Origin of the sequence: Flavobacterium sp. 2755 (genome assembly GCF_031455715.1) — a bacterium.
GTDB lineage: Bacteria > Bacteroidota > Bacteroidia > Flavobacteriales > Flavobacteriaceae > Flavobacterium.
This window is the reverse complement of sequence record NZ_JAVDTG010000001.1, coordinates 67,589-86,473: the sequence shown is the minus strand read 5'-3', so window position 1 is coordinate 86,473 and position 18,885 is coordinate 67,589. Positions and strand designations below refer to the sequence as shown.

16 protein-coding genes are annotated in these 18,885 nt (G+C 33.5%); 5 read left to right on the top strand and 11 right to left on the bottom strand.

Translation table 11 applies throughout. The features are described 5' to 3' along the window. Positions 1-86: 86 nt before the first annotated feature. The 4 genes from J2Y38_RS00305 to J2Y38_RS00290 all read right to left on the bottom strand — a co-directional run bounded on the left by J2Y38_RS00305 (position 87) and on the right by J2Y38_RS00290 (position 5,272). The gene (locus J2Y38_RS00305; RefSeq protein WP_309838470.1) at positions 87-1,040 is read right to left on the bottom strand and encodes a Fic family protein; all 954 of its coding nucleotides are present in this window, start codon (positions 1,038-1,040) and stop codon (positions 87-89) included. 63 nt (positions 1,041-1,103) lie between these two features. Continuing rightward, positions 1,104-2,888: a chloride channel protein gene (locus J2Y38_RS00300; RefSeq protein ID WP_309838468.1), complete on the bottom strand. Its 1,785-nt coding sequence runs from the start codon at positions 2,886-2,888 to the stop codon at positions 1,104-1,106. 85 nt (positions 2,889-2,973) lie between these two features. Next, positions 2,974-4,656 (bottom strand): gamma-glutamyltransferase, encoded by a 1,683-nt coding sequence (gene ggt / locus J2Y38_RS00295; RefSeq protein ID WP_309838466.1) that lies wholly within the window; start codon positions 4,654-4,656, stop codon positions 2,974-2,976. Between the two features lie 31 nt (positions 4,657-4,687). Then, entirely contained in the window at positions 4,688-5,272 is a 585-nt protein-coding gene (locus tag J2Y38_RS00290) for an acyl carrier protein phosphodiesterase (RefSeq protein WP_309838465.1), read from the bottom strand. Between the two features lie 289 nt (positions 5,273-5,561). Here J2Y38_RS00290 and glmM point away from each other — a divergent pair, with 289 nt between their 5' ends. Continuing rightward, positions 5,562-6,950 (top strand): phosphoglucosamine mutase, encoded by a 1,389-nt coding sequence (gene glmM, locus J2Y38_RS00285; RefSeq protein ID WP_309838462.1) that lies wholly within the window; start codon positions 5,562-5,564, stop codon positions 6,948-6,950. A gap of 67 nt (positions 6,951-7,017) precedes the next feature. Here the strand turns inward: glmM and J2Y38_RS00280 are convergent, their stop codons facing one another. Together J2Y38_RS00280 and J2Y38_RS00275 are read right to left on the bottom strand one after the other, a co-directional pair. Beyond that, positions 7,018-8,505 (bottom strand): glycosyl hydrolase, encoded by a 1,488-nt coding sequence (locus J2Y38_RS00280; RefSeq protein WP_309838460.1) that lies wholly within the window; start codon positions 8,503-8,505, stop codon positions 7,018-7,020. A 209-nt stretch (positions 8,506-8,714) separates the two neighbouring features. Further along, positions 8,715-9,590, bottom strand: coding sequence for a lysophospholipid acyltransferase family protein (locus J2Y38_RS00275; RefSeq protein WP_309838457.1), 876 nt, complete (start codon positions 9,588-9,590; stop codon positions 8,715-8,717). 113 nt (positions 9,591-9,703) lie between these two features. On the opposite strand from J2Y38_RS00275, the gene J2Y38_RS00270 reads away from it, so the two are divergent. The 4 genes from J2Y38_RS00270 (at position 9,704) to J2Y38_RS00255 (ending at position 12,618) form a co-directional block, all read left to right on the top strand. Next, positions 9,704-10,342: a rhomboid family intramembrane serine protease gene (locus J2Y38_RS00270; protein WP_309838453.1), complete on the top strand. Its 639-nt coding sequence runs from the start codon at positions 9,704-9,706 to the stop codon at positions 10,340-10,342. A 52-nt stretch (positions 10,343-10,394) separates the two neighbouring features. Next, positions 10,395-11,084, top strand: coding sequence for an SIMPL domain-containing protein (locus J2Y38_RS00265; RefSeq protein ID WP_309838451.1), 690 nt, complete (start codon positions 10,395-10,397; stop codon positions 11,082-11,084). Positions 11,085-11,207: 123 nt separating this feature from the next. Further along, positions 11,208-11,804, top strand: coding sequence for a Crp/Fnr family transcriptional regulator (locus tag J2Y38_RS00260; protein ID WP_309838449.1), 597 nt, complete (start codon positions 11,208-11,210; stop codon positions 11,802-11,804). Positions 11,805-11,895: 91 nt separating this feature from the next. Continuing rightward, a complete protein-coding gene (locus tag J2Y38_RS00255) occupies positions 11,896-12,618 on the top strand; it encodes an SDR family oxidoreductase (RefSeq protein ID WP_309838447.1) in 723 nt (240 codons plus the stop codon). A gap of 83 nt (positions 12,619-12,701) precedes the next feature. Here the strand turns inward: J2Y38_RS00255 and J2Y38_RS00250 are convergent, their stop codons facing one another. The 5 genes from J2Y38_RS00250 to J2Y38_RS00230 form a co-directional block, all read right to left on the bottom strand. After that, on the bottom strand, positions 12,702-12,971 hold the full coding sequence (locus J2Y38_RS00250) for a hypothetical protein (RefSeq protein ID WP_309838445.1): 270 nt from the start codon (positions 12,969-12,971) through the stop codon (positions 12,702-12,704). Between the two features lie 145 nt (positions 12,972-13,116). Further along, entirely contained in the window at positions 13,117-13,767 is a 651-nt protein-coding gene (locus J2Y38_RS00245; RefSeq protein WP_309838443.1) for an HD domain-containing protein, read from the bottom strand. A 100-nt stretch (positions 13,768-13,867) separates the two neighbouring features. Then, positions 13,868-14,725, bottom strand: coding sequence for a helix-turn-helix domain-containing protein (locus J2Y38_RS00240; protein WP_309838442.1), 858 nt, complete (start codon positions 14,723-14,725; stop codon positions 13,868-13,870). A 97-nt stretch (positions 14,726-14,822) separates the two neighbouring features. Next, positions 14,823-15,965, bottom strand: a complete 1,143-nt coding sequence (locus J2Y38_RS00235) for a DUF7005 family protein (protein ID WP_309838440.1) — start codon at positions 15,963-15,965, stop codon at positions 14,823-14,825. 5 nt (positions 15,966-15,970) lie between these two features. Then, positions 15,971-18,877 carry an NHLP bacteriocin export ABC transporter permease/ATPase subunit gene (locus tag J2Y38_RS00230; RefSeq protein ID WP_309838438.1) on the bottom strand — a complete coding sequence of 969 codons (2,907 nt, stop codon included), beginning with the start codon at positions 18,875-18,877 and terminating at the stop codon, positions 15,971-15,973. Positions 18,878-18,885 lie beyond the last annotated feature (8 nt).

The window sequence follows — 18,885 nt, the reverse complement described above, 5'->3', positions numbered from 1 at the left end:
GCAAAGTTACCACTTTGATTTGTTCTTTTAGTACTAGAGTATAGAAGTTTATGTTAAAAATTGTAACAAAATAACGCTAGTCTAAACTAGCGTTTTCTTTTTCTTGTTGCCATATATTCTTCGATAGCTTCTTTGGTTGTGTACCAATTTCGGCCTTCTTTATAAGCGTCAATTTTTCCTGTTCGAGCCAGTAAACTTACATATTCCTGACCGTAAGGAGTTTCTGGTTCGCTGACAATATCTGAAATTGCCTGATAATCATAACTGCTTCCCGGCATTGCGGTTAAATATATATTTAGCGTGCGTTCAAGTGCCTGACACATCAAAAGGGTTAGTTTTTGATAATTGCCATTGTTTGCCTGATTTAGCGCTTCGTAATATTTTTTTCTATCATTTTTAAGGACAATTGCCGGTGGAAAACCGCAACGCATCAATAACAAATTCATGCTTAAACGAACGGTACGCCCGTTTCCATCAAAAAATGGATGTATCCAGACTAATTTGTGATGATAAATAGTGGCTAGTTCTATATCGTTTAAACCTAAAGGATTTGTATTGATAAAATCGATTAATTCATCTAAAAGATCTGAAACTTTATTAGCATTTGGAGGCATAAAATTAGCTCCTGAAATACGAACGCCGCCATTTCGTAAACGACCTGCAAAATCATCTTCGATAGAACGTAAATCTAAACCATGAATGGAAAGAATATCAATGCTTCGAAGTTTGTAATTATCATCTACAATTGAATATAAATAGTCAATTGCTTTATCGTGATTGTGTGTTTCAAAGTGTTCCCGAAGCGATTTTCCTTTTATAGTGATTCCTTCCTGAATTACCATTTGGGTTTCGCGCAAACTCATTGTGTTTCCTTCAATGCTGTTTGAATTGTAAGTCCATTCGAGCGATAAACTTTCACGAATTTTGTGCAAAGCGATATTGGGCAGTGGTCTGCTGTTTTGCAAATCAAGCCTTTTTTGGTATAATCGATCAAATGTTGATTGAAATTCTTCTCTGTATGTTAAGTCAATGTTCCACATAATCCTACAAAAGTACTTCTTAATATCGGATACTGCAAATTTTTAACTTATCCGATATTAAGCTTATTCTATTGTCATGGAACGAAGTTTCATTCTATAAGCCTCAAGTGCAATAGACTTTGAGATCATCCCGAAATATTTTTCATTTCGTAAAACAGGAAGAAAAGCAGTTTTAGATCTTTCGAATTTAGTCATTACAATCTCCATGCTGTCATTTGAAGAAATAGTTGCAGGAGGAGTTTTCATTACATCTTTAATCAAAGTATATTTTACGCGGTACGCATTAAATATAATTTCTCTGATATCATTAAAATGCACAACGCCAACGAGTTCTCTTTCATGATCTACAACGGCAAAAATTACTTGATTGGAGTGCGAAATAAGATCTACTAATTTACTTAAATGTTCTTCTGGAGAAACCGTTAAATAATCGGTTTGGATGATGGTATCTATATCTAAAGTCGATAAAATATTAGAGTCTTTATTGCTGGTAAAAGCATGTCCTTTTTTTGCCAGATTTTTTACGTCAAGCGAATATTTTTCAAAACGTTTTGAAATCGCAAAACTAATTGATGAAACAATCATAAGCGGAATCATCAAACCGTAACCTCCAGTAATTTCTGCAATAAGGAAAATCGCGGTAAGTGGCGCATGAAATAATCCGCTCAAAATTCCGGCCATTCCAACCATTGTAAAATTACTGATGGGTAATTTTGCTAAACCGGTAAGAATGATAAATTTAGAAAAGAAATAACCTAAATAAGATCCTAAAAATAGGGAAGGAGCGAAGTTTCCTCCATTTCCACCGCTTCCAATTGTAAGTCCAGAAGCAAATACTTTTATCATCATCGTACAGCCCACAAAAAGCAATAAAACCCATTGGTTATTTCTCCAGCTGGCAAATAAGGTATTATCTAATAATTGTCCGGGATCACTTTCTGATAGGATTTTGATACTTTCGTAACCTTCACCAAACAATGTTGGAAATATAAAAATAAGAAGTGCCAAAAGCGATGAACCAATCAGGGCTTTTTTATAAGGACCCATTTTTAGTTCTGAAAAATAATGCTCTACTTTTTGAAAATTTCTAGAATAATAAACGGCAATTGCGCCCGTTAAAACGCCTAAAACTACATAAAAGGGAATATTATGATAATCAAAAGTTTCTTGTTTTTTGAAAGATAAAAGAATGCTTTCATCCAGCACAATTGCTGAAACCAAAGCTCCGGTCGCTGCCGAAATCATAATTGGCGTAAAGGCCGAAATACTAACATCGACCAAGAGAACTTCTATCGCAAAAAGAACTCCGGCAATAGGAGCATTAAAAGCTGCCGCAATTCCCGCCGCAACCCCACAGCCAATCAGCAAAGTTCTGTCTTTATAAGCTAATTTATAATTCTGCGCATAGTTGGAACCAAAGGCAGCTCCCGTAATCACAATTGGGCTTTCTAAACCTGCAGAGCCTCCTAAACCGACAGTCAAAGAGCTTGTAACAATCTGCGCATACATTTGCTTTTTCGGGATTATACTTGCCTTTTTAGCAACAGCATATAAAATTTGCGAAGTTCCTTTTTGAATGGTTCCGTTTAAAACTTTTTTGACCACCAAAACAGTCAGTAAAATACCAATTATAGGCAGGATACTATTAATGAAACCTAATTTTAAAATTCCGCTAAGATAAGTTGCAAATGAAAAAACACTATGGGCAAATGTTTTTAAAATAATTACCGCAAACGCACAGGAAATTCCGACCAAAACACTGGATAAAAAAATGAATTGCTTTGGTGTCAAAATAGATTGAGCCATAGCAATAATGCTTTCTAATCTTCGAAAAAGTTTCTTTATCATTGTGTTTTTAAAAAGTTACGGAGAATGCAAATTTAGCTTTAAACATTCGATTTTGTCAAATTTTTCTACTAAAATCTTTTTTGCTTTAAAATCCCGCAGCTTTGTCATCACCACGAAAATCGGCGCCTCCTTCAAGAGTATTGTCTGGAAGAACCAAAATTGCATCTACTTTACCAATTACAGGTGTCGTTTTTTCGTTGATCAAATATCCTTTTGCTTTTAAACTTTCGATTGTATTATAATTGAACGTATTTGGCTCAAATGTAATAAGATCCGGAAGCCATTGATGATGAAAACGAGGTGCGTTTACAGCTGCCTGCATGCTTAAATTATATTCGTAAACATTTAGAATAGTCTGCAATACAGATGTTATAATGGTAGACCCTCCTGGAGAACCTACTACCATAAAAAGTTTTCCGTTTTTCTCTACAATAGTTGGCGTCATAGAGCTTAGCATTCTTTTTTGAGGGGCAATACTGTTCGCTTCGTTTCCAACTAATCCAAACATATTTGGCGATCCCGGTTTTGCACTAAAATCGTCCATTTCGTTGTTTAAGAAAAAGCCTAATTCATCACAATAATATTTAGATCCAAAGCCGTCATTTATTGTTGTAGTTGCAGAAACGGCGTTTCCGAATTGATCGACAATAGAATAATGTGTTGTTTCGGTACTTTCGTTATACGTAATTTTTCCTTCTTTTATTTCTGATGATAATGAAGCTTTTTCAGAATCAAAATTGGACATTCTTTCTTTTAAATAAGAATCTGATAAAAGCCCCTTAATTGGAATTTTTACAAAATCAGGATCTCCTAAAAACTGGCTTCTATCGGCATAAGCTCTTCTTTCTGCTTCAACAATTACCTGAATAGATTGTTCTGAATTATGTCCCATTTTAGATAAATAAAACGGAGAAATCATTTTTAGAATCTGTGCAAGGCAAATACCGCCGCTGCTTGGAGGAGCCATCGAAGTAATTTTTAAATCTTTGTAATCAAACTGCAATGGGTTTCTCCATTTTGCTTCGTAAGATGCTAAATCTTTAAGCGTAATAATGCCGCCTTTTTTCTTAAGATAATCGACTAAAACCTGAGCCGTTTTACCTTTGTAGAATTCGTCTTTACCACCTTTTAAAATTCGTTTAAGTGTACTGGCAAGTGCAGGATATTTGATTGTATCGCCTTCTTTGAATTTTCCGGCCATTAAGGTTGTAGGTCCATTTGCTTTTATTATAGCATCACGATAATTTTCAAGCTGTTTTTGCTGTTTTAAAGTTACTACAACACCTTTTTCTGCAAGTGCAATAACTGGTTTCAGGATTTCTGAAATTGGCAGAGAACCAAATTTTTTATGAACGGCAAAAACTCCGGCGATGGTTCCGGGAACACCAATTGCTAAAGGAGTTTCGGTACTTTTTCCGGGAATTACATTTCCGTCTTTGTCCAGGAACATATTTTTTGTTGCGGCAAGCGGTGCTTTTTCACGGTAATCTAAACTTCCAACTTCGCCATTTGCTTTTCGGTAAACCATAAATCCTCCGCCGCCAAGATTTCCGGCATATGGATAAGCTACTGCAAGAGCCAGTTCGGTTGCGGCCATGGCATCAAATGCATTACCGCCTTTTTTCATTATTTCTACACCAATTTTTGATGCTTCGGCACGGGCCGAAACGACCATTGCTTTTGAAGCTGTTAAACCAGTTGGTGCTGCTGTGTTTTGTGCAAAACTGTAAAGGGATATAAAATAAAATAGAAGTGAAATTTTTTTCATAACAAGAACATATTTTATAAAATGGTTAGGTTTATAAGGAAAGTAATTTTTGTTTGGCTTGTTGTTGAATATCCTCAAAAAAGAGAGTGAATTCCTGTTCAAATTCGGTGTAAAATTCTTTTAATTCTTCGCTGGCAAACTGCATTTTTGAAACATTTCTTGATCTTCTGTCCATTTGGGTTAAAATTTGATGGATTCCTTCGACAGTTCTGTAACTTAAAAGCCAGTTTCTTTCTATCATATAAGGCATTAAACCTTGGGTTTTTTCGGTTAAAACACCATAATTTTCGTGGAGTGAATTGTAAAAACGATTAATGAAATCTTCTAATTTTTCATCTGAATAATTTGCCCAGTTTTTGGCTAAAAAATGATCGTAAACAATATCTATAATCACTCCGGAATAATGATGGTATTTTTCGTGAAGACGTCTTGTGCTTTGTCTAAAAACATCGTGAGAGTCTGTGTAAGTGTCTATAAAACGGTGTAAAAGAATTCCTTTTTGAACATCTTGCGGAAAATGCTCAAACTTTTTTCCGCGAATGCCATCGGCCATAAAATTGCCAATTTTGATTAAATCATTATCACCGGAAAGATATATATGGGCTAAGAAATTCATTTTTTCTAAAGTTGCTAAGGTTCTGAGTTACTCAGTCACTAAGTTATTTTAGTAAATGTATAAAAACTTTTTTAAATCATTTTGTTATAAAATAGTCAGTATTTTACTTAAATTTTTATGGTATTAAAAAAACATTAGCATCTTATCATCCAAGAAGCTTGTCAATTGTGATAAAATAATCAGAGATTCTACCTGAATATTTACAGTAGAAAAAAAACTTAGCCTCATAGCACCTCAGAACCTTAGTAACTTTTTTATATTTGTAATAAAATAACCATAACTCACAAAGATGACTTTAATAAAATCGATTTCAGGAATACGAGGAACAATCGGTGGAAAAGTGGGAGATAACCTGACTCCAGTTGACGCTGTAAAATTTGCATCGGCATACGGAACTTTTCTTAAAAACAATACTTCAAAAGAAAAACTAACAGTTGTAATAGGCCGTGATGCTAGAATTTCAGGCCCAATGATTCATAATCTTGTTGTAAATACTTTAATAGGTTTAGGAATTAATGTAATTGATCTTGGACTTTCGACAACGCCTACGGTTGAAGTGGCGGTTCCTCTTGAAAAAGCAGATGGAGGGATTATTTTAACGGCATCTCATAATCCAAAACAATGGAATGCTTTAAAATTATTAAATGAAAAAGGAGAATTTTTAAGCGGCGATGATGGCGCGAAAATTCTTGAAATTGCCGAAGCCGAAGCTTTTGATTTTTCTGATGTTGATAATCTTGGAGAAATTACACTGAATGATGCTTACATGGATATTCATATTGATGAAGTATTGAATTTACCTTTAGTGGATGTTCAGGCTGTAAAAGATGCTAAGTTTAAAGTTGTTGTGGATGGCGTGAATTCTTCTGGAGGAATTATTATCCCGAATTTATTAGAACAAATGGGCGTTGAAGTGGTAAAATTATACTGCGAACCAAACGGACATTTTCCGCATAATCCAGAACCTTTAAAAGAGCATTTAACGGATATTTCTGAATTAGTTGTAAAAGAAAAAGCTGATTTAGGAATTGTGGTTGATCCAGATGTTGATCGTTTAGCTTTTATTAGTGAAGATGGTGAAATGTTTGGTGAAGAGTATACATTAGTTGCCTGTGCAGATTATGTTTTGAGTAAAACTCCGGGAAATACAGTTTCGAATATGTCTTCGTCACGTGCATTGCGTGATGTTACAAACGGACACAACGGAAAATATGAAGCAAGTGCAGTAGGTGAGGTGAATGTTGTTGAATTAATGAAAAAGAATAATGCAGTTATTGGAGGTGAAGGTAACGGCGGAATTATCTATCCTGAATTGCATTACGGACGTGACAGTTTGGTGGGAGTTGCTTTGTTTTTAACGCATTTAGCAAATAAAAAAATAGCAGTTTCGGCATTGAGAGCTTCTTATCCGGAATATTATATGAGCAAAAACAAAATCGAATTGACTCCTCAAATTGATGTTGATGCTATTCTAACTGCTATGACAGAGAAATATAAAAACGAAGATATTTCGACAATTGACGGTGTAAAAATTGATTTTGCTAATGAATGGGTTCATTTAAGAAAATCGAATACGGAACCAATTATTAGAATTTATACAGAAGCGCCTTCGCAAAAAGAAGCTGATACTTTAGCACTTCGTATTATTGATGAAATAAAAGAGATTGCAGGAATTTAATTTTTGCGAGACTAAATAAAAAAGCGCCTTTCGAATTTATGGAAGTCGCTTTTTGTATAGTTAAAACTTAGTTCTTTATAATTTTCATTGATTTGTTAATTGAACCATACGAAACGTTTACGATATAAACTCCGGCGGCTAATTTATCGCCAATCTTAATATCTTCGTTTGTAGAGTAATCATTAGAAGAAAAACATACACTTCCTTTCATATCCACTATTTTTAGAGATATAGGTTCTGTTGTAAATGATTTTATATGAAGTGTAGACTCAACTTTAATTGGGTTTGGATAAATCGTAAAAGAATCATTTTCTGCTTTTGGATCATTTACGCCTAAGTTTCCTGAAGCCACATCAATATAATTAAAATTCATATCGCTTGATTTGAACTTAATTTTCAAATAAACTTCGCCTTTTGGTAATGTAACTCCGTTTACAACTTTGTCTGCATACGTTTGATATCCACCAGTTACAGGAAACGTTTCATCTGTTTTTACTACAACATCATTAACCAGAATATCAAATTTTCCCGGAATAGTTGGCGATGCCACTCTAAACGTTAAGTTATAAGTTCCCGCATTGGCAACATTAAGCATAAATTCGTTCCAGTCGCCGCTGTCTATAAAACATACATTTTGTCCTGTTCCAGAATCTGTTGTGTTTTGAAGTCCCGTTCCTTTTCTTCTGTAATGTTGATTAGCTGTAATTCTTCCCGGAACATTTAATTTTTTTGTCGTATAACTAACATTGATATATTCTGTTCCTATTGGTTTTAAAACACCACTTGTTGGGCTTAATAATTGCCCTTCCTGCATATCTGTCCAGTCTGCGGGTACTCGGCCTGTAAACCAAGAATATCTGTAAATATCCGGATCGTTTTCAAAACTATTCAGAATTTGTTTCATAAATGCTGTTTTATCAGCTGCACTCTGAATAACTCGGTTTGCAAATTCGGTTACCCAAACTGGGCGGTTGTACTTTTTTAAAAGGCTTGTTACGCCAATAACAGAGCCAGCTGTATTATCATAAGTATGAAAGGCAATGTAATCGACTTTACAATTGGGGCACAAAAGAAAAAATTGATCATGCCATGCAGTGGGACTGCTGATGTTGGCATAACTCTTATTAGGATCATTAAAGGCTGGAGATGCGCTTACGATTTCTAAGTTTTTTGCAGCGGCAACTTTTTCTACGTTTACCCATGCATCAACAGCTTCCTGAGGAGATAAACGAGCGCCGTCATTAAAGTTAGGTTCGTTAAAGGCTAATAAATATTTAGCACCTGGTTTAATTTTGTTTATAAAGTTTTGTACGTCTGCATCGCTTAGTTTTCCCCAAATCATTGGAACATATTCAACTCCAAGAGTTGCGTAATTCGCATTAACGTCATTTTCAGGAAGTGAATCCCAATTGTACCACCAGGAAACTCCTGGTTTAAGCGCTAATAAATCTGCCGTTGAATTATTTCCATAAGCAATTCCGCGTTTCGGACTTTGTGCAAATGCTGTAATTGAAACGGTTATTAGCAAAAATGTAAAAAGTAAATTTTTAATCATGATTAAAATTTTGGTAAGGTTTTTTTATTCGATTTAGTTAACTTCAAATTTATGTGGTTTGTATAGTTTTTAAGTCAAAAAAAAATATTACAAAAACCCATCAAAATGTATTTTAAAGTCTTTAAAAACCTTGTGATGAAGATTTGCAGGTTTCATTAAAAAAGAAAATCCAAAAAGCAAAACTTACTTTTTGGATTTTCTTTTGTATATTATTTGTCCACGCGATGTTTCCATCTTTTATGTGTCCATAGATAAAATTCAGGAGCTTCAAGAATTTGTTTTTCTACTTCTTTCAAGTATTTTTCTGTAATGTCAAAATTTTTATAATCATGCGGATTATCAGCAATGGATAAAAATGTGGCTTCATAATATCCTCTTGAAACCTTTTTTACTTTTACCATTATTACACTTAAATCATATTTTTTTGCCAGCATTTCGGCTCCTGTATGTACAGGAACTTCAATACCCATAAATTTCATCGAATGAAAAATTCTGTCCAGTTTAGGCGATTGATCACTTGCTAGTCCGTACATGCTTAGTTTTCCGTCACGCTGATTTTGGGCCATTGTTGGAATCGCTTTTCTTGTCTCAACTAATTCAGTATCGTATTTAGAACGGATTTTTCGAATCAATTTATCAAAATAAGGATTGGCAATTTTTTTATAAACTGCAATTCCCTGAAAGCCAATTTTAGGATTTATTGTTAAAAGCCATTCATAACTTGCATAATGTGAAGCGACAAGAATTACACTTTTACCTTGTCTGGCATAATCCTGAACTAATTCAATATTGGTTACATGGAATCGTTTTTCCATTTCTTCGGGTGTGATGCTCAATGTTTTTACCATCTCTAAAAACATATCACACATGTGGTGATAGAATTTTTTCTCAATGACTTTTCTTTCAGCTTTGCTTAAATGAGAAAAGGTAAGCGCCAGATTTTCGCGTACTACACTTTTACGGTATCTAATAACTCTGTAAACGAGAAAGTATACGAAATCTGAAAATAAATAAAATAAGCGAAATGGGAGTATAGAGATTAGCCAAAGTAAAGGGAAGGCTATTATATAAACAATAAATTGCATCTAAATTTTTTTTCTACAAATATAATGTAAAAATGAATAAGCTCGATATTTTGGATTCTCATCAACTTATGTTTGATATTGTTTATCTTTACCCTTCACATTAAATATTATTTATGAATACCATTTTAATTGGAATTATAGTGGCCAATGTACTGATTAGCTATAAAGGTTTTAACGATCTTTATTTTTTTAGAAAATACGAATTTCATGTTGGAAGCATCCGTGCCGGAGAACAAATCAGAATGCTTTCGTCTGGTTTTTTGCATGCCGATTTTATGCATTTAGCCTTTAATATGCTTACACTTTGGTTTTTTGCACCTGTAGTTTCTCAATGGCTTGGTAATCTTTCTTTCGGTTTGATTTATTTTGGAAGTTTAATCTTCGGAAGTTTATTAACGATGCTGTTTCATAAAAACGATTACAGTTATCGTGCTGTTGGAGCATCTGGAGCGGTAACAGGAGTTTTGTATTCAGCCATTTTACTTCAGCCTGATATGACACTTGGAATTTTTGGTATAATTCCAATTCCAGCATATCTTTTTGGAATTCTTTATTTATTATATTCTATTTATGGAATGAAGGCGAAAAATGATAATATTGGACATACTGCACATTTTGGAGGCGCAATTGGCGGATACTTAATTACTTTAATAAAAGAACCTTCGTTAGTTTATGATCAAACATTTATTGTTGTTTTACTTTTAGTGCCAATTTTGATTCTTTTTGGAATGGCTAAATTGGGGAAATTATAATGTTGGCATAACTTTTGAAATGTCTTGATCAATAACTTAAAATATCACAGAAATGAGAAAACTAGTATTATTTTTAACAATCATGTTTATGACTATGTCTTACGGCCAGGAAACCAAACAAATTCCTCAAATTAATGTAAATGGGGAAGGAAAAGTAAAAGTAGCACCTGATCAGGTTTGTATTTCAGCTACGGTTGAAACAAAAGGGAATAATGCTAAAGATGTCAAAAAGCAAAATGACGAAAAAATGGATGCGGTTTTAAAATTCATCAAAAAAATGAATCTTCCAACTGCAGATTTCAAAACAAAACAAGTTGCACTTAATCCGCAATACGATTACGAGAAAAAGAAAACAAGCTACAATGCAACACAAACTGTAGAAATCGTTTTAAAAGATTTGTCTAAATATGATGAATTGATGGAAGGATTGGTTCAGCAAGGAATTAATCGTATTGACAGAGTTTCTTTTGAATCTTCTAAATTGACATCATTACAATCAGAAGCTAGAAAATTAGCGATGAAAGATGCTAAAGCAAAAGCAGAAGATTACGTTTCAGTTTTAGGTCAAAAAGTAGGTAAAGCTTATATTATTTCAGATAATTCACAAATTTATCACCCACAGCCAATGTATGCAGCTATGAAGTCAATGGCTGCTGATAATGCAGGAGCTGAAAACGAAACATTAGCAATTGGAGAAATCGAAATTACAGCAAATGTTAGTGTAAGTTTTATTTTGGACTAAATAATTTAAATTCCAAATAATATAAAAATCCAAATTCCAATTTTTACGATTGGGATTTGGATTTTTTTTTAAATCAATGAAGATTAATCTTTCTAACTTTGATAAAGTCAAAATATATTGATAATGCTAAAAGAAGATTGTAATAATATGCTGGAACAGTTTTGTAGTCATTTAGATTTTTTTCATAAAATTACTTCGGAAGATAAAAATACTATTGGGCAATATTTAGAATATAGAAGTGTAAAAGAAGGTGAGATTTTAATTGAAGAAAATAAAATTGCAAACGAAATCTTTTTTGTCTGCAATGGCGTATTGAAAATTACGAGTGTTAGTGATAAAGGAAATGATGTTATCCATTTCTTTTTCGGCGAAAATCATTTTTGTACTATTTTAAAAAGTTTTACCGAAAATACTGTATCTCCAGATATTGTTCAGGCGGCTTGCGATACCGATATAATTGTTTTGGAAAGAACTAAACTAGAATCTTTAATTAAAGATTTACCTTATTTTAAACCAATGCTGGATACTATTTTTCAGCAAGCTCTGCTTAATAAAGTAGAACTACGCAATTTTTATCTTGGTACAGATGCAACATCGCGTTATCAAAAATTTATAGAGCGACAACCCAATATCGCCTCCAGAGTATCACAAACTGATATTGCTGCTTATCTTGGCATTGCCAAACAATCCTTAAGCAGAATTAAAAAAAATGCGTTCTAAATTTCCTTTTTAACATTTGTTAAATCCATTCCGTAAGTGACTTTTTACTTTTGTTCGACTTAAAAATAGTCAACAAAATAAAAAGGAAAAAATGGAAAATCTAAAAGGAAAAAAGGTAGTTATAATAGGTGGAAGTGCCGGAATTGGTTTGGGTACAGCAAAATCAATAGCGTTAAAAGAAGCAAATGTAATTATTGCTTCCAGTAATCAAGAGCGTATAGACAAAGCTTTACAGGAAATAAAAGGTCAGGCAAGTGGACAGGTTATTGATGTAACTGATGAATTACAAGTCAAAAGTTTTTTTGAAAAAATTGGCACATTCGATCATTTGATTTTTACTGCTGGTGAAAATATTATGCTTTCAAATGTTGAAGATACTGCTTTAGAAACAGCTAAAAATTATTTTAACATTCGTTATTGGGGCGCTTTTACAGCTGTAAAATATGCAGTGCCGTTTATCAATTCTACAGGTTCAATTGTACTAACAAGTGGTATTGCAAGCAACAGACCTAATAAAGGCTGGGCTTTAGGCGCCAGTATCTGCGCAGCGATGGAAGGCTTTTCAAGAGCAATGGCTATGGAATTAGCACCAATAAGAGTTAATATCGTTTCGCCTGGAGTTGTAAAAACAGAACTTTGGGGCGGTATGTCTGAAAGTGAGAGAAATGAAATGTATACCAATATTGGAAACGCACTGCCTGTAAAAAGAGTAGGCGAGGCCGAAGATATTGCTAAAACATTTGTGTATTTGCTGGAGCAGGAATACGGCACAGGACAGACTTTAATTATTGATGGAGGAACTTCATTAGTATAATTTCAATCCAAATTAATTTATTAGATAAAGGGAGCCAATGAACATTTTCAAAGGCTCCTTTATCAATATTTGTGCATCCACTTTCAGCTTTGCATTAAAAAAGTTTCGGGTTCAGAATCATCTTCATTTTCCAGTTCTTCCCAATCATTTTCGTCGTATTCAGATTCCATATCATCGTCAAGGAATTCATCTTCAAGATCATCCAGTTCAAGATTGAAATGTTTATGCGATGTTAAGGTGTTGGAAAGGTTTCCCTGCAGATAATCATCATAATTTAAAAGCAGCTGTTCTTCGTAAGAAGTTGTATCGCCTGTAGATTCTTCTGGTATATAATAGTAATCGTCAAAAATCATAATAGAGAGGTTTAAATTTATAGTTTAAGATTTATCTAACTTTTTCAATTAGAATAACTTAAAATTAAATTTTTTTACTGCTATATATTTTATACAATTTTGAGAATCAGTTACTAAATTCTCATTTTTACTATAAATTGATTAATTACTCTTTCCAGGGAGAATGCAAAATACAATCACAAAAATTCTTGCGATGAAAATTCGGAATCATGTAAGCACAGACATCGGCTTTTATGTTTCCAAAAGTAGTTTCTGTTTTGTGTTCAAATCCGCTGAAAAAAGTTGGAATAATTTTATTCTTGAAATCATCACGAGGGAAAGCGTCCAGAATTTCAATTCTGTTTTGTTCGCTTAAATGTTCATATCCTTCACCCATAACATCCAGACCAACTCCAGAATACATAAGCGCAACTTCTGGTTCTTTATGTTCCGCAATACCAATTGTAGTATGCAGTGCAATAGTATCCCAAACTAATTGAAGTGATTCTTTTGGTAAATTATGGCTTTTTAGGAAATCTCTCGCCGCATTGGCACCGTCTACTTCAAAACGTAAATCTGTGCTGCTGTAATGTTTTGTTAAACCCAAATCGTGAAAAACGGAAGCCACATACAATAATTCTTCATCATATTTAAGCTGTTTTCTTTTTCCGTTTAAAGAAGAAAATAAAAATACACGCAACGAATGATTGTAGATAAATTCTGTACCGTGTTCTAATAAAAGTTCTGTAGCCTGCTGTGCAATAGAACTATCCGGAATAATTATTCCTGCAACTGTTTTTAGTTTGTTTACTGACATGATAATTTGTTTTTTTTCAAAGGTATCGTGAGAAACTTGTTTGAGGAATGTCAAATTGCGTTAAGCGCATGTCAAAAACTACGGGATTATTGTTAAGGAATTAATTTCCAATATTTAAAAAAAGTAACCTGTATTCATGAGGAGAAACCTGAGCATTCTTTTTAAAGAAATGACTGAATTGCTCTGCGGTAGTAAAATTGAGTTGAAAAGCAATTTCTTTTACTGGGTTAGAAGTAAACTGCAGCGCTCTTTTTGCTTCGGCGATAATTTGTCCATTTATTAATTCTTTTGCGCCTCTGTTACTGCAGCGTTTGCATAAATCTGTTAGTTTACGTGCTGAAATTCCTAACAGATCTGCATAATCTGCGACTTCTCTGGACGTTTTATAGTTCTTGCTGATTAATTCTAAAAACTGTGCATAGGTTTGATTCTCGTAGCTGTCAAATCCTTTTGAGAGTGAATGATTTACGTTTGCAATCTTAATCATTATAATTTTCAGATACGCAGCCAAAGCATCTAATTGATTGATGTATTCCTCTTTTTGGTATTCATACCACAAAGATTTAAAAATTGAAATAAGTTCAATATTATCTTGATGGTTCAGCGGAATTGTTTGATTGGCAGAAGCATTATTAAACAAAACAGCCTTGCAGTTGTTGGCGCTGGAAGGTGTTCTTTCCCAAAAACAATCTCCAAAACTAAGCTCGTATGCGGTAAATTTTGTTTCGGAATTAAAACTTATAAACTGTCCTTTTGCTGCTACAAATAGTTGTGAAGATGATATTTGAAAAACCTGATCGTCAATTATTATTTCTCCCTTGCCGGATTCAATTAGTAAGATTCGGTTATAAACAAGTCTGTACGTTGATTTTTGCTCGTATTTTTTGTCTTCAAGAAAGTGTATCGAGAATGAATTTTTAATCTCTTCTTCTACAACCAAATTTGATATAGAAAGCATAATTTTTGACGTAATTGTTTAGAAAAGCGATAACAAAGGTCAAAGGTAGTTAGAAATTTTTTGAACAACCGTATTAGATCATATCAAATGGCAAAGATTAAAATAAGGTTCGATGGAAATTTTCATAATAAATAGCAATCAACAATTCGGCACCATTTGCAGATGCTAAATCGATCAGACTTATTTCACAAAGTGCATCTATTCTGCACATTTGATCTTTAGTCGATTTTACTTTGCCCACAGCTTTATCAAAAATGGCAATGTTTTCAATTGCATTTTTTATTATGGTAATCAATTGTTTAAAATCATCTGGAGATAATTTACTTTCTTTTACATAATTTTCTAATCGGGCGCCTTCTCTGTAATGCGGATAATTTTCTAATCCCATAAAAGTCAGCATCCAGACTTTATTATAATTCCATATTGTTTTAATAATTCCAATATAATCTGCTATCAGTTCATCATGCAGGTTATTAGTGGCTTGTCCGTATTTTTTGAGCGTATATAAATGCGTTAATTCATGCTCTTTTCGAATAGAAATAGAATATGAAATCCATAAATCTTCCTCCAGTCCTAATTGACTTGCTGGTACATTACTGTAAGGTTTTGTACTTAAAATGATCAATTTATCTTTATACAAAGATTTGTTGGGCATAATATTGTTTGTAAACTCGGTATTCCAGTCTCCAAAAGGATTGTTCTGCAGCCAGTTTTTTTTAATGATATTAAACCGTTTAGAGTTATTAAGACCATTTAATAACACAGCTCCCATTGATGCAGGAATAGGCAAAGGATTGTTTTTATGTATTATGGACTGTAGTATTTTTACAAAATCTTCTTTATTAGGAATGGTTAAAACCGGGATTTTGCCTGTAATACTTTGGTGAAGTTCTAAACTGATATTTTTTGTGTCTTCTAATTTTATGTAAGAAGTTAATTTTATATCGTTTGTTGTTCCTTTTAAAAGCATGTTGTTATACAATTCGGCTTTATCAATTTCTTTATCAATTAGAAAATTTAATGGCGGATAACATTCTTTTAGCGCATTAAAAATGTCTTTTCCATTTGAAAAATTCATTAAAAAATCTTCCCAGAATTGAATTTCCGGGCCTTCGGTAAAAGTAGAAACGCTGCAGTCATCATTTAAAGGAAACTTATTAAAAAGATAGGCTTTAAGTTTGTCTGATAAATCAATTGATGCAACTTGATCAATTGGTTCTGGGAGAAATGAATTATTCATGATCATTACGAAATTTGGCGTTTTGCCAGTTGTGTAAATATGCCATCTTGCTGCATTAACTCTTCATAAGTGCCACATTCTTTGATTTCTCCTTGGTCCAGAACATAAATACGATCTGCGTTTTTTATGGTGCTTAATCTATGTGCGATCACAATACGTGTAGCCTGAAGTTTGTCTAAACTTTCGGCTACAATATTTTGGGTTCTGTTATCGAGAGCACTTGTGGCTTCATCCATAAACAGTAATCTTGGTTTATGCACAATGGCTCTTGCAATCATAAGTCGTTGTCTTTGTCCGCCAGAAAACGTTCCAGCACCTTCACTAACAAGAGTGTGCATTTCCATTGGCATATTCTTAATATCTTCTTCCATTCCGGCCATACGAGCGGCATCCCATGCATCATCTAAGGTTAATTCAGAATTCCCGACAATATTTTGATAAATGCTGCCGGCCATCAATGCTCCATTTTGAAGTACAACACCAATCTGTCTTCTAACTAGCTCTTTGTTCATGGTGTCAAAAGTATTTCCATCATAATATATAGAACCCATTTCAGCATGTTCAAATCCTAAAAGCAGTCTCATGATAGTTGATTTTCCGGAACCCGAAGGGCCAACAAAAGCAACCATTTCGCCTGGCTTAATTTTGAAAGTAATATTTTTTAAAATCAAAGGCTGATTTTCGTTGTATCTAAACGAAACGGAATTCATTTCAATATCTCCAGCCAATTCGCCCGGATCAATACTCTGATCCATAGATTCTGCTTCTTCTTCTAAAATTGGTTTTACCCTTTCATACAGCGGAATAACATTTAAGGAAGTTATAAATGCCATGCTTAATCTTAAACTATCTCCTAAAAATTTATTAAAAGCAGTAATAAATGCCATAAATGAACCTACAGAGATCATGTTTGCTCCCGGAGCTGCAGGATTAAGGACGCTGTAATAGATGAAAGAGAAAAAGAAAATACTGGTAAACAGGGGATAGGAGCTATTGAAAATTTCAACAAAATTTTGATAACTGCCTGAACTGAATCCTAGTTGTTTTAGTTTTGAAAATTTCTCTGCCCACAGCGTAAAAACTCTTCGTTCTCCGCCTGTTATTCTTATTTTGCTTATTCCCGATAAAAATTCAAAAAGAAAACCCTGAATTTCTCCCTGATATTTAGAAACTTCCCGATCGTATTTTAATTTTAAGCAGCCCATAGTTATCATAAAAACAACAGCGATTACAGCTAAACCTACACCAATCCAGGCTAAACTAGAGTCGTAGTAAAAAAGAAGGATTAGATTTACGAAGGAGAATGCTCCGCTTAATACTGCCGTCATTAAGGTGCTTGAAAGTATTTGTCGTATCGAATTGATACTCAAAACTCTATTGGTAAGATCTCCTGCGGTATATTTTTTATAAAAAGTTACAGGTAATCGCAATATATAATCCATTACACCTGCCTGAAGGTTAATACTGGACTTTGATTCTACCCGCATTTGCAATACGCCTTGTGCAAGCTGAAGTCCGGCTGTTACCAAAGCGATTATGATCATGATAGTAAAAATTTCTAAATGTATAGACCTGTCTGCGGTAGGAATAACATCATCAAAAATAACTCCTGATAAAATAGGGATTAACAACCCAATCAGGCTTCCTGCAAATGAAGCCAGAATTAATAATTTGGCATCTTTTTTAACGCCATTCATAGCAAAATTTAATACCTTTTTCATGGAATCCATTTTTACATCGAATCCAGAAAAAAACATATAGCCAATTGGTTCTAAAGAGTCTGCTATTTCGTTGTTGACAATTGACTCAGAGCCATCGGTTAAATTTTTTATTAAATAAGAACTCGATGTTTTTTGTATAAGCGCAACGGGTTCGTTTTTTTGTTTGGTAAAGGCCAGTAAATGCCCGTTTTCTTCTTTCCACCAGGCATCTCTTAAAATAATTTTTCGGACTCTTATTTTAGAACTTTTCGCAATGGCATACAGGAGGTTTTTTGCACTGGTTTCGTTTGCATCAATATGTTTGGGTTCTTCAAATTTAAATTGGCTGTGATCTGCAATAACCTGACATGTTGAATATAATACACTTTGCTTATTTAGTTTTGAAGCGGTTACATGCGGTATACTTTTTTTACTGCCTGTTACTATAGATTTTATTTTTTCTAGCGTGTTTTTTAACTCATCTTCTTCACTGACAAGTTTAGCATTAAAATGTTCGTTTTCAAAAATACTATTGTTTTCTATTGTTCTAGCAAGCTGCGTATAAAAGTAGGATTGTATTTTTTCTAAAGAAATCAAAAGATTAACTTCTTCCTCGATAACTTCTCTGGTGCTTAGTATTTTAATTTCTGTTTGGTCAGATAGGGATTTTACCCATAATTTATTTGATACCGGAATTGGAAAATTAGAAGTATCATCAAAATTCACAACAATATCAGATGAAAAGGCAGAAAGACTTCCACGATTTAAGTTTACCCAGTTTATGCCGTGTGAAGGATATGCAATCGTATTTTCTTTTAAATTTATGATATTAAAATCATCAAGCGCAGTATAGACTCTTGGTGCGTTTTGAAAATTTAATTCAGAAGATGTTTTGGATATCCATTTATTGATCAGATTTTTCAAAAAGAAAGGATCAATATTCAAAAGGTCACTTTTTTGAATTGCCAGTAATTTAGCTTCATTCGAATAAACGATTAATCTAATATTTTCGGTACAATCCTGAGGTAATAAACTAAATAGTAATTCGCCTTGTTTTGCAGCATACAGGAATTTTAAAGGGCATAGATATTCTCCGTCTTCATCAATTTTAGTATGAAACACATTTACTTCACCCGAAATAACCATCCAGAAACTGTCTGTACTATTTAGAACCAATGGATTTTCAACGCCTATATGTATTTTCTCTTTCACTGACATGG

What these genes read in the sequence shown, in the direction of transcription:
- J2Y38_RS00305 (WP_309838470.1), bottom strand. Translation starts at nt 1,040, where the DNA reads ATGTGGAACATTGACTTAACATACAGAGAAGAATTTCAATCAACATTT.
- J2Y38_RS00300 (WP_309838468.1), bottom strand. Translation starts at nt 2,888, where the DNA reads ATGATAAAGAAACTTTTTCGAAGATTAGAAAGCATTATTGCTATGGCT.
- ggt (WP_309838466.1), bottom strand. Translation starts at nt 4,656, where the DNA reads ATGAAAAAAATTTCACTTCTATTTTATTTTATATCCCTTTACAGTTTT.
- J2Y38_RS00290 (WP_309838465.1), bottom strand. Translation starts at nt 5,272, where the DNA reads ATGAATTTCTTAGCCCATATATATCTTTCCGGTGATAATGATTTAATC.
- glmM (WP_309838462.1), top strand. Translation starts at nt 5,562, where the DNA reads ATGACTTTAATAAAATCGATTTCAGGAATACGAGGAACAATCGGTGGA.
- J2Y38_RS00280 (WP_309838460.1), bottom strand. Translation starts at nt 8,505, where the DNA reads ATGATTAAAAATTTACTTTTTACATTTTTGCTAATAACCGTTTCAATT.
- J2Y38_RS00275 (WP_309838457.1), bottom strand. Translation starts at nt 9,590, where the DNA reads ATGCAATTTATTGTTTATATAATAGCCTTCCCTTTACTTTGGCTAATC.
- J2Y38_RS00270 (WP_309838453.1), top strand. Translation starts at nt 9,704, where the DNA reads ATGAATACCATTTTAATTGGAATTATAGTGGCCAATGTACTGATTAGC.
- J2Y38_RS00265 (WP_309838451.1), top strand. Translation starts at nt 10,395, where the DNA reads ATGAGAAAACTAGTATTATTTTTAACAATCATGTTTATGACTATGTCT.
- J2Y38_RS00260 (WP_309838449.1), top strand. Translation starts at nt 11,208, where the DNA reads ATGCTAAAAGAAGATTGTAATAATATGCTGGAACAGTTTTGTAGTCAT.
- J2Y38_RS00255 (WP_309838447.1), top strand. Translation starts at nt 11,896, where the DNA reads ATGGAAAATCTAAAAGGAAAAAAGGTAGTTATAATAGGTGGAAGTGCC.
- J2Y38_RS00250 (WP_309838445.1), bottom strand. Translation starts at nt 12,971, where the DNA reads ATGATTTTTGACGATTACTATTATATACCAGAAGAATCTACAGGCGAT.
- J2Y38_RS00245 (WP_309838443.1), bottom strand. Translation starts at nt 13,767, where the DNA reads ATGTCAGTAAACAAACTAAAAACAGTTGCAGGAATAATTATTCCGGAT.
- J2Y38_RS00240 (WP_309838442.1), bottom strand. Translation starts at nt 14,725, where the DNA reads ATGCTTTCTATATCAAATTTGGTTGTAGAAGAAGAGATTAAAAATTCA.
- J2Y38_RS00235 (WP_309838440.1), bottom strand. Translation starts at nt 15,965, where the DNA reads ATGAATAATTCATTTCTCCCAGAACCAATTGATCAAGTTGCATCAATT.